Source organism: Bacillus sp. AY18-3, from assembly GCF_008042305.1.
Classification (GTDB): Bacteria; Bacillota; Bacilli; order Bacillales; family Bacillaceae_G; genus Bacillus_A; species Bacillus_A wiedmannii.
This window is the reverse complement of the sequence record NZ_QKQR01000002.1, coordinates 381,358-400,230: the sequence shown is the minus strand read 5'-3', so window position 1 is coordinate 400,230 and position 18,873 is coordinate 381,358. Positions and strand designations below refer to the sequence as shown.

General features: G+C 33.1%; 10 protein-coding genes and 2 pseudogenes. 10 read left to right on the top strand and 2 right to left on the bottom strand.

Translation table 11 applies throughout. From position 1 onward, the window contains the following. Window positions 1-112: 112 nt before the first annotated feature. The 5 genes and pseudogenes from DM800_RS02490 to DM800_RS02470 all read left to right on the top strand — a co-directional run. A complete protein-coding gene (locus tag DM800_RS02490; RefSeq protein ID WP_147786332.1) occupies window positions 113-805 on the top strand; it encodes an FMN-dependent NADH-azoreductase in 693 nt (230 codons plus the stop codon). Window positions 806-1,039: 234 nt separating this feature from the next. Then, window positions 1,040-2,395 (top strand): branched-chain amino acid transport system II carrier protein, encoded by a 1,356-nt coding sequence (brnQ, locus tag DM800_RS02485; RefSeq protein ID WP_147786331.1) that lies wholly within the window; start codon window positions 1,040-1,042, stop codon window positions 2,393-2,395. An 83-nt stretch (window positions 2,396-2,478) separates the two neighbouring features. Next, window positions 2,479-2,898, top strand: a complete 420-nt coding sequence (locus DM800_RS02480) for a VOC family protein (protein ID WP_073518019.1) — start codon at window positions 2,479-2,481, stop codon at window positions 2,896-2,898. A gap of 185 nt (window positions 2,899-3,083) precedes the next feature. Continuing rightward, a pseudogene (locus tag DM800_RS29865) lies at window positions 3,084-3,215 on the top strand (copper resistance CopC family protein); the annotation flags it as partial. Between the two features lie 21 nt (window positions 3,216-3,236). Continuing rightward, window positions 3,237-3,452, top strand: a pseudogene (locus tag DM800_RS02470) (branched-chain amino acid transport system II carrier protein); the annotation flags it as partial. Between the two features lie 170 nt (window positions 3,453-3,622). Here the strand turns inward: DM800_RS02470 and DM800_RS02465 are convergent. Together DM800_RS02465 and DM800_RS02460 are read right to left on the bottom strand one after the other, a co-directional pair. Then, window positions 3,623-4,462: a dimethylarginine dimethylaminohydrolase family protein gene (locus DM800_RS02465; RefSeq protein WP_074562346.1), complete on the bottom strand. Its 840-nt coding sequence runs from the start codon at window positions 4,460-4,462 to the stop codon at window positions 3,623-3,625. Window positions 4,463-4,678: 216 nt separating this feature from the next. After that, window positions 4,679-5,398 carry a 4'-phosphopantetheinyl transferase family protein gene (locus DM800_RS02460; protein ID WP_147786330.1) on the bottom strand — a complete coding sequence of 240 codons (720 nt, stop codon included), beginning with the start codon at window positions 5,396-5,398 and terminating at the stop codon, window positions 4,679-4,681. A 326-nt stretch (window positions 5,399-5,724) separates the two neighbouring features. Between DM800_RS02460 and DM800_RS02455 the strand changes: the two genes are divergently transcribed. The 5 genes from DM800_RS02455 to DM800_RS02435 all read left to right on the top strand — a co-directional run bounded on the left by DM800_RS02455 (window position 5,725) and on the right by DM800_RS02435 (window position 18,867). Continuing rightward, window positions 5,725-6,756: a serine hydrolase domain-containing protein gene (locus DM800_RS02455; protein ID WP_147786329.1), complete on the top strand. Its 1,032-nt coding sequence runs from the start codon at window positions 5,725-5,727 to the stop codon at window positions 6,754-6,756. 209 nt (window positions 6,757-6,965) lie between these two features. Next, window positions 6,966-7,976 (top strand): fatty acid desaturase family protein, encoded by a 1,011-nt coding sequence (locus DM800_RS02450; RefSeq protein WP_147786328.1) that lies wholly within the window; start codon window positions 6,966-6,968, stop codon window positions 7,974-7,976. Window positions 7,977-8,170: 194 nt separating this feature from the next. After that, window positions 8,171-8,890, top strand: coding sequence for a thioesterase II family protein (locus tag DM800_RS02445; RefSeq protein WP_106822359.1), 720 nt, complete (start codon window positions 8,171-8,173; stop codon window positions 8,888-8,890). Beyond that, window positions 8,880-14,648: a non-ribosomal peptide synthetase gene (locus tag DM800_RS02440; protein ID WP_147786327.1), complete on the top strand. Its 5,769-nt coding sequence runs from the start codon at window positions 8,880-8,882 to the stop codon at window positions 14,646-14,648. The genes DM800_RS02445 and DM800_RS02440 overlap by 11 nt, the downstream gene beginning before the upstream one ends. Further along, the gene (locus tag DM800_RS02435) at window positions 14,641-18,867 is read left to right on the top strand and encodes a type I polyketide synthase (RefSeq protein ID WP_147786326.1); all 4,227 of its coding nucleotides are present in this window, start codon (window positions 14,641-14,643) and stop codon (window positions 18,865-18,867) included. Before DM800_RS02440 ends, DM800_RS02435 begins: the two co-directional genes overlap by 8 nt. The last annotated feature ends 6 nt before the right edge of the window (window positions 18,868-18,873 follow it).

The window sequence follows — 18,873 nt, the reverse complement described above, 5'->3', positions numbered from 1 at the left end:
ATAATCAGTGGGGGATGAAGACCCCCCCCACTGATTAAAGTTTCACTTTATTAGAATAAGAATTTTTATGATGATGAATAATGAATATGATAAGAAAGTTTAGGTGAAGAAAATGGGATTATTTAGCTCATTATTTGGTAAAAAAGAAGAAAATACAAAAGTAGAGGGGAATAAAACAATGTCAAAAGTATTATTTGTAAAAGCAAACGATCGTCCAGCGGAGCAAGCAGTTAGTTCAAGAATGTATGAAACATTTGTAAGTGCTTATAAAGAAGCCAACCCAAATACAGAAATTACGGAGCTAGATTTATTTGCATTAGATCTTCCGTATTATGGGAATGCCGCTATTTCAGGTGGATATAAACGTAGTCAAGGAATGGAATTAACAGCAGAAGAAGAGAAGGCTGTAGCAACAGTAGATCAATATTTAAATCAGTTTTTAGAAGCTGATAAAGTTGTATTTGCGTTCCCACTATGGAACTTCACAGTACCAGCGCCATTAATCACATATATTTCATACTTATCTCAAGCTGGAAAAACATTTAAATATACAGCAAATGGCCCAGTAGGTTTAGCTGGCGATAAGAAAGTCGTTGTATTAGGTGCGCGTGGTTCAGATTACTCTTCAGAACAAATGGCTCCTATGGAAATGGCAGTTAATTATGTAACGAATGTGCTTGGGTTCTGGGGAATTACAAATCCAGAGACTGTTGTAATTGAAGGGCACAATCAATATCCAGATCGTTCACAACAAATTGTTGAAGAAGGTTTAGAGAACGTTAAAAAAGTAGCGGCGAAATTTTAATTGATAGTAAATGTAAAAAACCAACATGGATGACCATGTTGGTTTTTTAGTCTATTTCTATGTTAAAAAATGTATATTTATAAAATAAAAGAAAAGTTTGAAAATAGTATTGCAAAATATTATATTTCAAACTATAATGAGGTCAAGAATAGTTGATACTTAAGTTAAATATTCAGAAAATTCAATTAGTTAAAAATGGAAATGAGATAAAAGGATTGGAATGGAGGTTATATTATGACGAACAAAGTACCGTTTTCGTTCATAGTAGTTATTGGATTAATGTTATTCGCACTATTTTTTGGAGCAGGAAATTTAATATTCCCGGCAATGCTTGGTCAATCGGCAGGAGAGAATGTATGGATTGCTAACGCTGGATTTTTAGTAACAGGTGTAGGTTTACCGTTGCTAGGAGTATTAGCATTTGGTATTTCGGGTAAAGATGATTTACAGTCATTAGCAAGTCGTGCTCACCCAGTGTTCGGGATTGTGTTTACAACAGTTTTATACTTAGCGATTGGCCCGTTATTTGCAATACCAAGAACAGGAAATGTTTCTTATGAAATTGGTCTTAAACCGTTTATGCCAGAAGGATTAGGTTCTACACCTTTAATTCTTTTCACAATTGTATTCTTTAGCATCACTTGTTTTTTTTCGCTAAATCCTGCGAAAATTGTCGATATTGTTGGGAAAATATTAACACCAATTAAGTTAACTTTCATTGGTATTTTAGTAATCGTTGCTTTTATACATCCGATTGGAGAGATGCAAGCGCCAGTGGAAGCTTATACATCACATGCATTCTTTAAAGGGTTCCAAGAAGGATACTTAACAATGGACACGCTTGCATCATTCGTATTTGGAATCATCATCATTAATGCAATTAAAGAAAAAGGTGCGAAAACGAAAACACAGATTATGATCGTTTGTGCAAAAGCGACAATCATTGCAGCATCTATTTTAGCAATTATCTATACAGCTCTTTCTTATATGGGTGCTTCAAGTGTTGCAAAGCTTGGACATTTAGAGAATGGTGGAGAAGTATTAGCGAAAGTTTCTAACTACTATTTCGGATCATATGGTGGAGTATTATTAGGATTAATGATTACAGTAGCGTGTTTAACAACTAGTGTGGGACTTGTATCAGCATGTTCTTCATTCTTCCATAAGTTATTCCCAAATGTTCCTTACAAAGCGATTGCAATCACGCTATGTGTATTTAGTGCAATTGTTGCAAACGTAGGATTAACACAATTAATCGCAGTTTCTGTTCCAGTATTAACAGCAATTTATCCACTAGCAATCGTATTGATTTTCTTAACATTCTTCCATTCATTATTTAAAGGAAGAGCTGAAGTTTATCAAGTAAGCTTAATCGTAACATTTATCATCAGCTTATTCGATGGATTAAGTGTAGCTGGAGTTAACATTGAAGTAGTAAGCCGAGTGTTCACTAAATCCCTTCCGATGCAGGAAGTAGGATTAGGCTGGATCTTCCCAGCGATTATCGGTGGATTTATCGGATATGGCATTAGCGTTTTAAAAGCAAAAAATCAAGTTCAACCAGCTAGTGCGAATAAGAAAATAGGTTAAATAAAAAAGTTATAGAACTTGTTTCTATAACTTTTTTTGTTACTATTAATAATGAAAGAAAATAAAGTAGTAGGGGAAATAAAATGAAAAAAACAATTGATCATATCGGCATCGCAGTTCGAGATATAGAAAGTACGATACGTTTTTATGAAAAGGTGTTGTTAGGAACTTTAATAGATCGTTACGTAAGTGAAGCTCCTGGTGTGGAAAGCGAAGTAGCCATTCTTGAAGTGGATGGAGATAGAATTGAATTACTTGCGCCTACGAATAATACGACATCTCCAATTGCACGATTTATAAAACAAAAAGGTAAAGGTGTTCATCACGTTGCGTATCGTGTCGATGATTTAGATGTAGCTTTAGAAGAGTTAAAAGAACAAGGTATTCGAACGTTAGAGCATACACTTCGAATTAATAAGCACGGTAGAAGATTAATATATCTTAACCCAGCGGATACAGAGGGAACAATCATTGAGTATTGTGATTATCCAGAAGAGAAGTAGAGGGATTTTATTATTGAAAAAGGGTGTTGCGTAATTGTGTAACACCTTTTAATTTGTGTACTTTCTTTAGATGGAACATCAGGCTATAGAGTTCCTTATATTTAATGAGGTTAAATTCTTAGGATAGGAATATAGTTTAGGGAATATATGTAAGAAAAGTGTAGTGACGAAAAAATAAGTGAAGTGTGAAAGTAATAAGAAGGTTAGAGGCATGTTTGTTAATAGAGTGCGTTTTCATTATAGGAGTATTAAAAAGTACCTCTGCTCATGCGTATGTTGTGACATCGAATCCTACTGAACATGAAACGTTGAAGAAACGCTAACTGTTGTGAAAATATACATTTATCATCAGTTTATGTAATAGATTAAGTGCAGCTGGAGTTAACATTGAAGTAGTAAGCCATCTGTTCACGAAATTCCTTCCGATGCAGGTAATAGGGTTAGGCTGGATTTTCCTCGCGATTATCGGTGGATTTATTGGGGAGGGTATTAGTATTTTAAGAGTGAAAAATCAATTGCAACCAGCAGCAAGAGTGAGTAAGAAAATAGGTTAAGTAAAAAAAGGTTATAGAATTTAATCCTATAACCCTTTTATATATAGAATACATAATCATGGCAGTTTTTATTATAGTTATATAATAAAAATAGAATTCAGATTAGTAGAGAAAGCCAGTAACTGTAGGCTACGCTTTAAAATGAGAGCATTTAATTTCTAGTTCTTTTATCATTCTCTTTGCAGAGGAAGAGTGCAGCAGCGAAAAGATCCGCCAGATTTTATAATTTCTTCAAAGTCAATTTCAATAACCTCATAACCTCTAAGTCTCAGCTCTTTATTTGTTTTAGTATTACTGGGTAAACTAATAATCTTTTCATTGCCTAAAGATAATACATTGGTTGCTAAAGTAAATTGCTCTTTTTTAGATACTTCTATTAAATTATAACGATCTGATAACATTTTTAGTGTACTATTACTAAATGCATGTGGATATATTAAAGCTTCTTCTTGTGAAATGATATTAAAAACACAATCTAAATGTAAAAAATCTTTTGAAAAAGGAACAGGAATTATTTTATAGTGTGTGAGCAACTGTTGAAGTTTTTTTACAGAGTTAAATAACGTTCGATTGCTTACGCCAATATATATAATATCTTGATCGATAATGACGTCGCCACCTTCTATATGACTATTAATACAATCTATATAAGTAATATCTTTTTCTAACAATATATTTTTGAAAATTTGCTCTTCACCTTTACGAACTTCATTTTTCATGTTAGAAATGAAAACAGTTTCCCCTATAGTAAAACCGACATCCCTCGTGAAAACTTGTTCGGGAAAGCGTACTTCAGGAGGTAGCATTAAAGTGTGTATTCTATTTTCTTTAAGTATATCAATAAATTTTGAGTATTGTTCTCTCGCTAGATTTACATTAAAGCCTAAATTGATAAAATATTTTTGGGTCTTGTTTATACCGCTAGAAATATTCATATATAGTGGTTCGCATAGTATAACTTTTTTTAACGTACTATACTCACTTGAGCAATATGACTTTACAATACTCATTCTAATAATCCTCCAATATAGTTAATTTTTAAATTGTTATACGATGATTGAAGCTTAAAATAATTTTGGATACAGAAGATAAAACGTAATAAAATATGAACTTAAAAAGATGGAGCTTATAATAATTAAAGTGATTATTATAAGTTGTTATTTTTCTGTGTTTTCGGTTATTTTAAATGCTGGATGTATCATTGCTCTAGAAAAAACGTAAAGTAACTATAGGAACTCAGAACAATCTAGTATCTTTATAGACAAATTGTTTATCTGTTCCCAATCTGTATAACAAACCGCGATAGTGTAATTTTGCTCTAACCGATTTAGGCAGAAATAAAATTGACTAAAAGCGGAATTAGTGTTCCGTAATGTTATTTTATTTTGGGACCAATCGTCCATATTGAAGCCAAAACTATCTAATGGATATAGAAGTCCTTTTCCAATCGCTTTAACAAATGATTCTTTTAAAGTCCAAATATCAAAGAAAAATGATAACTTTCGATCGTGAGGAATATGCTGAAAATAGTCAATTTCTTCTTGAGTAAAGCACAGTTCGGTTATGGAAAGATCTATAGGCTGAATTTTTTCAATATCTACACCAATTCTTCCAGTTGAAGCAAGTCCACATATAATCCATTCTTCAGAATGAGATAAATTAAAATCCCCCTTCCAACCATGATATTTATTTAAAAAAGGGCGGCCTGCTCGATCTCTGTTTATAGAGATAGTATCTGCAGGTATGAGTAAAAATTTTTCTAAACGTTTTCTGATGCATAGATGAGCTAATAATGTTCTTTGTTGATCTTCTAATTTATGAAATCTTAAAATTCGTTCCCTTTCATTTCTAGGTAATTCTGTGAGTTTCAGCTCTATGTCTTTGTAGGGTAGTAAGATTCCTAATTTAACTGCAATAATTTCTAAATAACTATCAATTTTTTTCATAATGACCTCACTAACAATATAAAAAATAGTCTCAAGAGAATTTAAATGTATAATTAATTTTATTATTTATCAACTACCATCAAATTATAGAGAGCTATATAAGATTTATTGAGAAATAATGTGAATTATATTAAGTGTTATTGTATAGCTAGTTTGAAAAAAATGAACAAACTTATGTGTGTTTTTTTTTTTGAAGTCAATTCAATTATTAAAAAAGTTTCTCAAGTTTTGGTATGTATTTTAGATTGCTTTGAAAATTAAATAAAGTTACAATTAACCCTGTTTAATAGTTAGAAAAATTAGAAAATTAAAAGGAGATTGGGTAAGTGATAATTTCTGGAGAAATAAAAGAATTTATAATGAATTATGATGAAAAATTACCATTCTCAGGTGCAATTTTAATTCAAAATAAAAAAAAGATCTTTGAAGATGGATTTGGATATGCGAATAGAAGTGAACAAATTCTTAATACATCACGTACTCGGTTTGGTATGGCTTCTGGGTGTAAAATTTTCACTGCAGTGGCAATATGTCAATTAGTTGAAAAAGGTGTTTTAACTTTTGATACCTGCTTGAAAGAGTGTTTAGAAGACTCATTCCCACATTTTTATGAAAATATTACAATTCATCATTTATTAACTCATACTTCGGGCATACCAGATTATTTTGATGAAGAAGAGATGGATGATTTTGAAGATTTATGGAAGGATACCCCAATGTATTCTATTAAATCTCCTGCAGATTTTCTACCTATGTTTCAAAATTTTCATATGAAGTTTAATCCTGGAAGTAAATTTTCTTATAGTAATGCAGGTTATATTTTACTTGGGTTGATTGTAGAGAAATTGACAGGGATGAAGTTTGCAGAATATGTAAAAGAGAATATATTTAAGGTTTGCGGTATGTCAGATTCAGGGTATTTCCGGATGGATCAACTGCCGGAACGAACTGCACTTGGATATATAGATAATGAAGATGATAACACTTGGAGAACTAATATCTATTCAGTTCCTATAGTTGGTGGTCCAGATGGAGGGGCTTTTACAACAGTTTTAGATTTAGGAGAATTTTGGAACGGATTATTTAATGGGAAACTCCTAAATAAAGAGTACACTAATCGGTTGTTAACTCCTTATGTGAAAAATAACAGTTTATACTATGGATATGGTGTTTGGATTTCAATGGAAAATGATGAGATTCTCAAATATTTTGTATTTGGATTTGATCCAGGTGTGAGAGTTCATTCATCTGTAAATGCAAAGTCTAAGATGCAATTCCATATTATGTCTAATATAGAACAAAACGTAGTTCCTATTAAAATTGGGATTGATAAATTAATTACTGAAAAAAAGATTTAGTTTTTGAGATTCATGGATGTTTTTTTGATACCTACAAAATAAAAAAGGATATGAATATTTAACTAAGAGTTAATATGCTTATAAAAACTGTTGGATTGTTCGCTTTAAATAATCAATTAGAGTATAAAATTTTGAGAGTCTAAGGGTGTTTGTTAAGGATTCCTGATATAAATCAAAAGCATTAATTTCTATATAAAGGAGTTAATAACATGATTAGAGGAACTACCGATTTAGGGGAAAGTCAAAAGAAAGAGTTAGAGAAGCATCGTTTTTCGAAAGAAATCAACTTGGAAATTCGCGAATTACAAAAAACCAACAATTGGTATAATTTTTTTGCCATAGGATTAGATTGGGGTATTGTGTCCTTAGTAATTGCCTTGAATTATTTTATCCCAACTATGTGGATGTATTTGATTAGTATTGTTATCATTGGTAGCCGTATGCGTGGCCTTGATATTATGATGCATGAGTCAAGTCATCGTATGCTTTTTAAAAATCGTAAATTAAATAAGTGGGTTGCGTGTTTATTTGCTGCTTATCCGATAATGATTTCTTATAAAGCATATTGTAAGAGTCACATGAATCACCACAGGTATTTATGGAGTGAGATAGACCCTGATAAGCAAAGGTATCAAATTGTTGGATTAGATAAACCGACTAAAAATAAACTGAAATTTTTTATTCAGCATTGCTTAAAGCCTTTGTTCTTAGTACATGTGCCAAATTATTTGATTGGAATGATTAAAGTAACAGCATATGCAAAAGAGGAACCTAGATTTGATCAAATAATCAGGACTCTATATTGGGGCGCTATCATTATTTGTTCAATTGTTTTCGGTTTCTGGAAAGAGTTGATTTTATTTTGGGTAGTTCCGTTTTTAACAACTTTTCAAATGCTAAAATATTGGGCTGAAATGGCCGAACATGCAGGACTAGAATCAGAAAATGAGATATTTGCATCAAGAAATTCTTTTGGGAATTGGTTTGAGCGCTTTCTCATACATCCTCATAGAAACTCATACCATTTGGTACATCATCTGTTCCCAGCTGTTCCACACTTTAACATAAAGAAGGCCCATCTTATTTTAATGAAAGATGAAGAATATCAAAAAGCGCATCATTGTACAGGGTTCTTTTTTTCCACTGCACCAGGATTTTCTTCTGTAATAGATGATATACAAGGACGGATACCATTTTGGAATAAAGTGAAAGGGAAATAGATAATTATACGTGTTGTGCTACATAGGCTGTATGGAAATTTAATGGTTTACCAAAGATAATTCCTGATTGCACCCTAAAATATAAATGGGAGCTAGATTAATAAAAAAATTGGGAGATGTTAGGTGGCTAATTAAGTTCTATAGAGCCTTTTAAAATTTAGTAAATAATTTTGATTCATAGGAAAGGAGAGCATATGAATAATACGATGCTTTTTTGTTTCCCTTATGCTGGTGGATCCGGCTCGATATATAGTAAGTGGAAAAATTATTTACATCCTAGTATTGAATTGAAACCAATTCAATACGCAGGAAGGGGTATAAGATTTCAAGAAGATTGTTATGATGATATGAATCACGCTGTTAATGATATATTCGAATATATATATAGAGTTGTAGGTAATTGTGATTACGCGTTTTTTGGTCACAGTATGGGAGGACTTATCGCTTATGAACTTTGTAAGGAAATAGAAAGTAGAAATCTCAATGCTCCTGTGCATATTTTTCTATCAGGTGTAAAGCCTCCCAATTTTATTAGAGAACAAAAAGTGTCTAACTTACCAGAAAAAGAATTTAAAGATGTGATATTAAATTTAAATGGTACTCCAAAAGAGATTCTTAATAATCAACAGTTAATGGATATATTTATCCCAATTTTAAGATCTGATTTTAAATTGATAGAAGAATATAAATTCAGTAATGAATTGTACAAGTTAAATACGTGTATTACTGCAATGTACGGTAAGGTGGATGATGTTACTGAGGAATACATGAAAAAATGGTGTGAGTTTACTTCGAGAGATACGGTTGTTTATGGCTATCCAGGAGATCACTTTTTTATTAATGAAAATTACATTGATATTATAAATCTTATTAATTCAACATTGGTTGGGAGAGGAGATTATTATGAGCAATGATGTTTATAATACAGATTTGTTAACTAAAGAGGAGAAGTTTTGGTTGGATCAACTATCAACGGATTTAGAAATGAGTAGTTTTGTAAATTTTAATAAAAAAGTTGGTGTAAAAAATCAGGAAGAAAAAGTATTTACATATAGATTGTCAGAAAACATATCACATAAAATTAGTGAAATAAGTAATCATTCTGAATATGGAATATTTATCATTTTGATTGCTAGTGTGAAATATTTACTCTCAATATACACGGATAGTAAAGATGTTTCTATTGGAACGCCAGTAATTCAATCAAAATCTGGTACAGCATATTATGATCATCTTTTGATTATACGAAGTAACGTCCATAGTAATATGACATTTAAAGAGCTTCTATTGAAAGTACAACAAAACATTACAGAGGCAAATAAAAATCAGAAAGTATCGCATAAGCGATTAGCAAAACTTTTAGGAGATGAGAATACAAGTTCTAATAAACTGAATCCTCGTACAGTCATACAGTTTGAAAATATTCAACATAATAGTTCTAATCATTATACAAATGCAGATACCGTCTTTAATTTTAAATGGTATGGAAATAAAATAGAGTGTTGTATCACTTGTAAAGAAAGTGTAGGAGACTTAATTGGAAGAGTTATAGATCAACTGACTCATTTGTTAAAAGCTGTAGTAGCTAATCCGAGTATAAGGCTCTCTGAAATCGACATTTTATCCAATGAGAGAAATCGTATTCTAAATGAGTTTAACAACACAATATCAAGTTTTCCTCAGGATAAATCTGTTGTTGACTTATTTGAATTTCAAGTAGCTAAAAGTCCACATGAGCTAGCAGTCTTTTACCAAAATCAAAATTTAACTTACGAGGAATTAAATATAAAAGCAAATCATATAGCACATAAATTAGTTGAATTAGGAGCTGAACAAGATTCTGTAATAGGAATTATGTTAGATAGATCGCTTGAACTTCCAATTGGTATATTAGGTGTTTTAAAGGCAGGAGCTGCATATTTACCCATTGATCCAAACTATCCAAATGAACGAATTAATTATCTTTTAAGTAATTCTAATGTAGATATCATTTTGAAGTGCAGCAATAATGAATTTAATTTTATAAATGAAAACACTAGATTTGTTGATATAGATACAACTTTGGGAGACGGTACACCTATAGAAATGAGTGGGAATTTAGAATTGAAAATCCCATTAGAGAGCTTAATGTATGTTCTTTATACATCTGGAAGCACTGGTGACCCTAAAGGAGTTATGGTGAAAAGAAATTCATTTATGAATTTGCTCAACTGGTATACCAATGAATTTGATATGAATCCAACCGATAATGTATTATTAATTGCCCCAATTAGTTTCGATACAGCGCATAAAAATTTATTTGCTCCATTGATAAAAGGTGGGCGATTGCACCTTTTTGAGTCGGGTATGTATGATTACAATAAAATGTCTGATTATATAAAAATTCATAAAATTACGAGCGTTAATTGTACCCCAAGTGGTTTTTATCCATTGGTTGATTATAATGAGAGAACTAATTTTAGTAGGTTAATCACGTTGAAGCGTATTTTTTTAGGTGGTGAATCGATAAATTGTAAAAAACTCAAACCTTTAGTTAAATCAATAAATTTCAAGGGCGAAATTATAAATACGTATGGTCCCACGGAATGCACGGATTTAGCCTCTTTCTATAGAATTAGTAATCAAGAGATAGAACAATTGAAGGTGATTCCAATCGGAAAGCCTCTTAATAATGTCGAAATATACATTGTTGATCAAGAGATGAATCTTGTACCTATTGGTATAACGGGAGAACTGTGTATTGCTGGGGTTGGATTGGCACGTGGGTATTATAATGCTCCAGATTTAACGAGAGAAAAATTTGTAGAGTTTCCGAAAATCACCCCAAAAAAAGTTTATAAAACAGGAGATATGGCAAGGTGGATGCCTGATGGGAATATTGAATTTATTGGAAGGAAAGATAATCTTACGAAAATAAGGGGGTTTCGGGTAGAAGTTGGGGAGATAGAGGCTTGTCTTATGAAGCATCCAGATGTAGATGAGGTTGTTGTTGTTGCAATCGAAGATACTTTCGGTACGAAAGTATTAAGTGCTTATTTTGTTGCCAATGTGAATATAACAAACTCAGAATTAAGAAATTTCCTTATTAAAAGTTTGCCAAATTTCATGGTGCCAAACTACTTCACTCAACTGAAAAAAATGCCACTCAATCAAAACGGGAAAATTGATCGTAAAGCATTGCCAGTGTCCAACTTGGATCCAGTATCAGACTTCGACTATGTTGCACCAGAAGGCGAATTGGAAAAAAAGGTTGCACATATATGGAGAGATGTTCTTAATATTCAAAAGATAGGAGTGTATGATAATTTTTTTGAGTTAGGTGGGCATTCTTTAAATGCTGCTTCGATTATATTGAAAGTTAACCAAGAATTTGACGTGAATATACACTTAAGTGAAATGTTTAAAAAGCCAACTATAAAAGAATTTACAACTCTAATACTGGATGGAGAACAACATAAAAGTTCAATTATATTGCCTGTTGAAGCAAGAGAATACTATCCTGTTTCATCACAGCAAAAAAGGCTATTTATTATGTGGCAACTTAATCGTGATTCAGTAGCTTATAATTTACCATCTGGGACAATCATAGAGGGGGATCTCGAATATGATATGTTGGTGAGAGCTTTTCAACATCTTGTTGATCGTCATGAATCTTTACGTACATCGTTTTCATTCATCAATGGACAAGTGGTGCAGTATGTACATCCTACATTAAAGGTTATTGTTGATATCGTTGAAGCATCGGAAGAAGAATTAATGGAGTATGTACATGGGTTTACTACACCTTTTAATCTGGAACAACCGCCTCTATTTAAAGTCAAAGTTATTAAAATCAGAAAAAATAAGCATTTACTGTTAACTGATGCTCACCATATTGTCTTTGATGGTATATCGATGGACATAATTATGGAGGAATTTTATGATAGTTATTTAAACAAAGACTTACCTCCGGTTAAATTACAATATAGAGACTACGCAGTATGGCAGGGAGAGTTTTTTCAGACTGATGATTTTAAGAGTAAAGAAAAGTATTGGCTAAATATATTTAAAGAGGAACCCCCATTGCTAGAGTTAAATACAGATTATCCACGACACCCGGTGCAACTTTATGATAGTGATTATGTACCAATTATGGCAGGATACGATTTGACAAAGCGTTTGAAAAAGATAGCGAAGGAGAATGGGACAACCCTATATACGGTGCTACTTGCTGCTTTAAATGTATTGTTTTTAAAATATACGGGTAAAGAAGATATTACGATTGGTACTCCTACAGCTGGCCGATCTCGTCCAGGTTTGGAACGGATTATTGGTATGTTTGTGAATACGGTAGTAATAAGGAATTTCCCGTGTCGTAAAAAAACATTTCTGAATTTTCTGGATGAAGTGAAGGATAATACAATAAAAGCCATTGATTATGAAGAATATCCGTTTGAATTGTTAGTAAATGAAGTTGATGTTTATCGAAATACAGGGAGAAATCCAATATTTGATATTATGTTTTCTTTGGATAATGATGAGTGTTTCTTTAAGGATACAGGGGATTTAACTTTCCGTAAATTCCCCTTTGAAAGTAGTATGACTCAATTTGATATGTTCATTCATGTATTAGAAATTAATGAAGATATGCATTTTAAGTGGAAGTATCGTAAGGATATATTTAAGAAGGATACAGTGCAAAGATTAGCAGAACATTTTATTTATCTACTTGATGAGATTACCGAAAAGATGGATATACCATTACAAGATATTCAGATGATGTCTGAAGCAGAGATGAAAACTATTCTTTATGAATTTAATAATACGACGGATGAATATTCGTATCAAATGACGGTGCATGAGATATTTGAGCAGAAAGTGAAAGAAAATCCATCAGAAAATGCCATCGTATATAAAGAGATGACACTAACGTACTCTGAGCTGGATGCAAGGGCAAATCAACTGGCCCGCACCTTAAGAAAAAAGGGAGTTCAAAGAAATAGCGTTGTTGGACTTATTGCAGAGCCTTCCTTAGAAATGGTCATAGGAGTTCTCGGTGTGCTAAAAGCAGGAGGGGCATTTTTGCCGATTGATCCCACTCTTCCAATAAGCAGGATAAAATATTTTTTGAGAGACAGTGATTGTCAGTTGGTTCTGGTCCGAAATAATATGAAGGAACGATTTACTTTTGAACAGGAAGTAATTAGGTTGGATGATGAAATAAACTGTAAAGAAGATGGTTGTCATCTTGAAAGCATAAACCAGCCCGAAGATTTGGCATATGTAATTTATACCTCTGGAACAACAGGTAACCCTAAAGGGGTTATGGTCGAACACAAAAATATTGTGAATCAGTTAATAGGACTCATTCGAAAATTAAAATTTAATCAAGAAATGAATCATTTATTACTGGCGAAAATCACATTCGATGTTTCTGTTCAACAAATTCTTCTCCCGATTCTCTCTGGGGGGAGGTTATATATTCCTGAGAAAGAGCTAATCGTTGAGCCAAGAAATATGTGGAACTTTATTGAGAGAAACAAAATTAATGTCTTGGGTGCTGTACCTACCCATTTGAAAGTTTTAATAGATAATATTGTTACAAGTCAATCGCTTAAATATGTTCTTGTAGCCGGTGAGGTCTTTACAAACAGTCTTTATAATCAATTAAAGAGTACTGTTAATGCTGAGATGATTATTAATCTGTATGGTCCAACCGAGACGACAATTTTTTCAACATACTATATTTGTCATAAAAATGAAGAGAGTTCGAGCATACCAATAGGTAAACCTCTAAGTAACTATAGGGCATATATTTTAAATCAAGATTATTATCCTGTACCTATTGGTGTGACTGGGGAGTTATATATCGCTGGAGCAGGTGTAGTAAGGGGATATATCAATAAGTCAGATTTGACAGATGAAAAATTTATATCGGATCCATTTATTCCAGGTGAGAAAATGTATAAAACAGGAGACCTTACAAGGTGGCTTCCTAATGGGGACATCGAGTATATTGGAAGGATTGACCATCAGGTAAAGGTTAAGGGAGTCCGAGTAGAGCCAGATGAAATAAAAAACCATATTTTAAATCATAAATCTATTGAGAATGCAATTGTTGTTGCAAAACAAAATCAAAGTAATGAAAGCTATTTGTGTGCGTATCTAATTGCAAACCAAGAGGTTACCAGTACAGAATTAAGGAATTATTTGGGGAATAAGTTACCTGAATATATGATTCCGTCACATTTTGTGCAATTAGAGAGTATGCCTTTAACGAATAACGACAAAGTCGACGTAAGAGCCTTGCAAGAAAGGGATGATGAGAATTATATATCGTTAGGTACTACTTATATAGCACCTGGAACGAATCTAGAAAAAATGATAGCGGAAATTTGGAAACAGGTACTTGGGGTAAATCAGGTCGGTATTTATGATCATTTCTTCGAACTTGGTGGGAATTCACTGAATATTATTCAAGTAAATGAACGGTTGAAAAATGATTTGAACATTGACATAACTGTGATGATGCTATTTAGATATCCTACAATTTATTCTCTATCCCAGCAATTAAAGATGACTGCTGAGAGCAGGGTACAGGAAGAAATGAACTCAAATAGAGTTCAGGTAATAAAGGAATCGAAAAATAGGTTGAAACAGAGACGTCAAAGAAAGAGGGATTCGAATGAATGATAGTGCACAGGAACCGATAAGAAATGGTATAGAGATTGCTATTATTGGAATGTCTTGTAGATTTCCTGGTGGAGATACTATAAATGAATTCTGGGAAAATTTGAAGAATGGTGTAGAATCGGTAACTTTCTTTACAGATAAGGAGTTACAGAAAGGAGGAATTGATCTAGAAACGATCCAGAATCCCAATTATATAAAGGCTGGTGGGGCTATTACAGGAACAGAATGGTTCGACAATAAATTATTTAATTACTCACCTAGGGAATTAGAGGTAATGGATCCACAGCTGAAAATTTTGCACGAGTGTGCTTGGGAGGCATTAGAGAGTAGTGCTTACTTTCCGGATACCTTTAATGGTTTAATTGGTACTTATATTGGAGCAGCAACAAACTTATATTGGTTAGAAACGGTATATCATGGAGCGAAAGACTTTATAAAAGAAGCGGAATTTTTAAATGGTTCTCAATTTTTCGGTACCAGATTATCACATAAATTAAATTTGAGAGGTCCTAGTTATACAGTTCAAACTGCATGTTCATCTTCGTTGGTTGCTGTGCACTTGGCATGTCAAGCGTTATTAAGTGGAGATTGTGACATTGCTTTGGCTGGAGGAGTTTCACTTACATTACCTGAGAAAAGAGGATATTTATACAAGGATGGTATGATTCTTTCACCAGATGGACACTGTAGACCTTTTGATGCTAATGCTAGAGGAACGGTCAATGGAAATGGAGCGGGAATTGTTGTTTTGAAGCGTATGGAGGATGCGATTGTCGACGGAGATTTCATCCATGCTGTTGTGAAAGGATCCGCAATAAATAATGATGGCGCTGATAAGGTTAGTTTTAATGCGCCAAGTGTAGAGGGACAAGCTGCTGTGATTAGAGCAGCTCATCACATGGCCGAGGTAGAATCTGAAAGTATATCATATGTAGAGGCTCATGGTACGGGAACAATGCTAGGTGACCCAATTGAGGTTGAAGCTTTGAAGTTGGCATTTAATACAGAGAAGAATAATTTTTGTGGTATTGGATCGGTTAAAGGGAATATTGGACATCTTGATAACGCTGCAGGTATAGCAGGTTTGATAAAAACTGTAGTTGCTTTAGAGCATCGCATGATTCCACCAAGCATTAATTACGAGAAAGCAAATGAAAAAATTGATTTTGGTAATAGTCCATTTTATGTACAGGATACATTGACGGGATGGAAGAACCCAAATTTTCCTTTAAGAGCGGGAGTAAGTTCATTTGGTATGGGGGGAACAAATGCCCATGTTGTACTTGAGGAGCCTCCCCAAAGAGAAGCTTCGGAGCAGAGCAGGAGATATCAATTACTTTCTTTCTCTGCACAAACGAAAAAATCACTTGAAGAGCAAACTAAAAGGTTAGCTGAATATTTAAATCATAACAATAATGTAAATTTGGCTGATGTAGCTTATACACTTTTAAATGGAAGGAAAAATTTAAAATATCGAAGAGCATTAGTGGTTTCGGACATAGAGGAAGCGAAGCAAGAATTTTTTAGTCAAAATTTTGCTAAGGTTCAAACTAATATTTGTGATGGCGGTAGTAAGCAAATAATTTTCATGTTTCCCGGGCAGGGGGCGCAATATGTAAATATGGGATTGGATTTATATAAAGAAGAGAAGAGATTTCGAGATGAAGTGAATCTTTGTTGCGAGATTTTAGAAGAGATTAGTGGGATTGATTGGAAGGAAGTCTTATACCCAAAGGACCTAGACGCTAGAATGAGAGATGATATAAATCAAACATCTAATACTCAGCCTGCGATATTTATTTTTGAATACTCTTTAGCAAAAACACTAATGGAATGGGGCATCTATCCGGACGGCATGATTGGACATAGTATAGGGGAATATGTGGCTGCTTGTTTGGCGGGAGTGTTCTCATTAAAGCAAGCGCTACAGTTGGTGTATGAGCGGGCGACCTTAATGCAGCAATTACCTAAAGGAAGCATGATAAGTGTAATGGCCTCGGAAAATGAAATTTTACCACTAATGAATCAAGATGTATCTATTGCCGCGGTGAATAGTCCAATATCATGCGTAATCTCAGGTTCTGATGAGGCAATCTATACTTTTGAGGGGGAATTGATTAGGAAAGGTTTTCAGTTTAAAAAACTTGCAACTTCCCATGCCTTTCATTCATCCATGATGGACTCAATTTTAGATACCTATGGAAAGAAGTTAAAAGAAATTAATTTCCATGACATTAAAATACCGTTTATATCCAATTTTACAGGAGAATGGATTACGGAAGAACAAGCAAAAAGTGCAGATTATTGGGTGAATCATCTGCGACATGTAGTGAAATTTTCTGAGGGTATTAAGCATCTACTATCGGATACGGAAAATGTTTTTGTGGAGGTTGGACCAGGTAGAACATTAAGCAGTTTTGTTAGACAACATACTCAAGGAGAATCTAGATGCCCGATTGTAAATACTGTAAGGCATCCGAAAGAAAAAACTTGTGATGACAAGTACTTACTTCAAAGTATTGGTAAGTTGCATATTCATGGCGTGAAGATCGAGTGGTCCAAGTATTTTTCGCAAGAAAGAAGATATCGTGTTCCGCTCCCTACGTATCCTTTTGAACGACAGTTCTTTAGCCTCGCTAAGGATATTGAAATGGAAGAGAAGTCCCCTTTATCGCAAAGCGACTATGTAGAAGAGCTAAAGGGGAATATTATTCCGAAAGATGATAAACAGCGGAAAATTATAGAATCATATAAAAGAGTTACGGGAGTAAAACAAGTTAGTATCCATGATGATTTCTTTGAATTAGGAGGTAGCTCACTAACGGCTATCAATGTTGTTTCGAGTTTGCAGAAGGATTTTGATATTTCTATTAATCATTTATTTGAATACCCTAGAGTCTCTGATTTAGCGCAACATATGACATATAAAAAGGAGAAGACTATTCCAGATGCATTAGCAACTTATCTGATTGCTAGAGGAGAAAGGCATCGGTTGATGGAGGAGAAGATAAGAGGAGACATAGCGATACGAAGTTTATACGATGATAGAAACAAAAAGTATTACGGGATCAACCTTTCTTGCCAAGTCGGTTATAAGGAAGTTCTATTGACAGGAAGCACGGGATATTTGGGCGTTTATTTATTACATGATTTATTAACTGAATTAGATTGCAATGTACATTTAATTATAAGAAGTGACAATTGTATAAAAGCAGAAAATCGCATTAAAGAAAAAGTTTGCTCTTATTTTGGAACATCTTTTTATGATAAGTATAAGAAAAGAATTTTTGTATATAGTGGCGACCTGACAAAAAAATATATGGGTTTAGATCTGCCGAACTATCAATATTTGAGTGAAACAATCCAATGTATTATACATTCAGCAGGTAGTGTTAGTCATTATGGGAAATATGAAAAATCCTATGAAGCAAACGTTCTAGCCACGAGAAATGTAATTGATTTTTCGGTTAAGGGAGTAAAGAAAGATGTGAATCATATTTCTACATTGGCTGTAGCTTCTGGTGTGGTAAAGAATAAAGAAGACATATTGTATACAGAGTATGATAATGATTTAGGGCAAATCATTGAAAATCCTTATCCAAAGACAAAGTTAGAAGCTGAAAAGATTGTACTGGAAACGAGGGATAAGGGGATAAATGTAAATGTTTTTCGAGTGGGAAACATCGGTTTTGATTCTAAAACAGGAAGGTTTCAAGAAAACATAGAGCAGAATGCATTATACTCAATGATGAAATCATATATAAGAATTGGATTGGTTCCAGAAATGGAAAGAGATATAGACTTTGCATGTGTGGATGATGTTAGTCAGGCAATTATTAAGTTGTTCAATAAAAAAGAATTAATGAATGAGACTCATCACATTTTCAATCCTAACTATGTAAGCTTATCAGCTCTTTTAACAACGTATGGATTAGACATAGACGTAAAAGAAACCTCAATTGAAAAGTTTATAGATTATATCTTTGATGAAAAACAAGCTGATCAACATGCATCTGATATATATAATTTACAGCTGCATTGTATAGGAGATGAATTGAAAACATTTAATGATGTCGAACAAACATTATTCCATATAATGGGGGATAAAACGAATATGCTGTTAAGAAAAACGGGTTTTGTATGGAATAATATTACGGATGAAATGACTAAAAAAATGATTAGATATGGTCAAAAAGTGAATTATTTCAAAAAACATTAAATATAA

Coding starts and splice junctions, on each gene's coding strand:
- DM800_RS02465 (WP_074562346.1), bottom strand. CDS start 4,462: ATGAGTATTGTAAAGTCATATTGCTCAAGTGAGTATAGTACGTTAAAA.
- DM800_RS02445 (WP_106822359.1), top strand. CDS start 8,171: ATGAATAATACGATGCTTTTTTGTTTCCCTTATGCTGGTGGATCCGGC.
- DM800_RS02435 (WP_147786326.1), top strand. CDS start 14,641: ATGAATGATAGTGCACAGGAACCGATAAGAAATGGTATAGAGATTGCT.
- DM800_RS02450 (WP_147786328.1), top strand. CDS start 6,966: ATGATTAGAGGAACTACCGATTTAGGGGAAAGTCAAAAGAAAGAGTTA.
- DM800_RS02440 (WP_147786327.1), top strand. CDS start 8,880: ATGAGCAATGATGTTTATAATACAGATTTGTTAACTAAAGAGGAGAAG.
- DM800_RS02460 (WP_147786330.1), bottom strand. CDS start 5,398: ATGAAAAAAATTGATAGTTATTTAGAAATTATTGCAGTTAAATTAGGA.
- brnQ (WP_147786331.1), top strand. CDS start 1,040: ATGACGAACAAAGTACCGTTTTCGTTCATAGTAGTTATTGGATTAATG.
- DM800_RS02490 (WP_147786332.1), top strand. CDS start 113: ATGGGATTATTTAGCTCATTATTTGGTAAAAAAGAAGAAAATACAAAA.
- DM800_RS02480 (WP_073518019.1), top strand. CDS start 2,479: ATGAAAAAAACAATTGATCATATCGGCATCGCAGTTCGAGATATAGAA.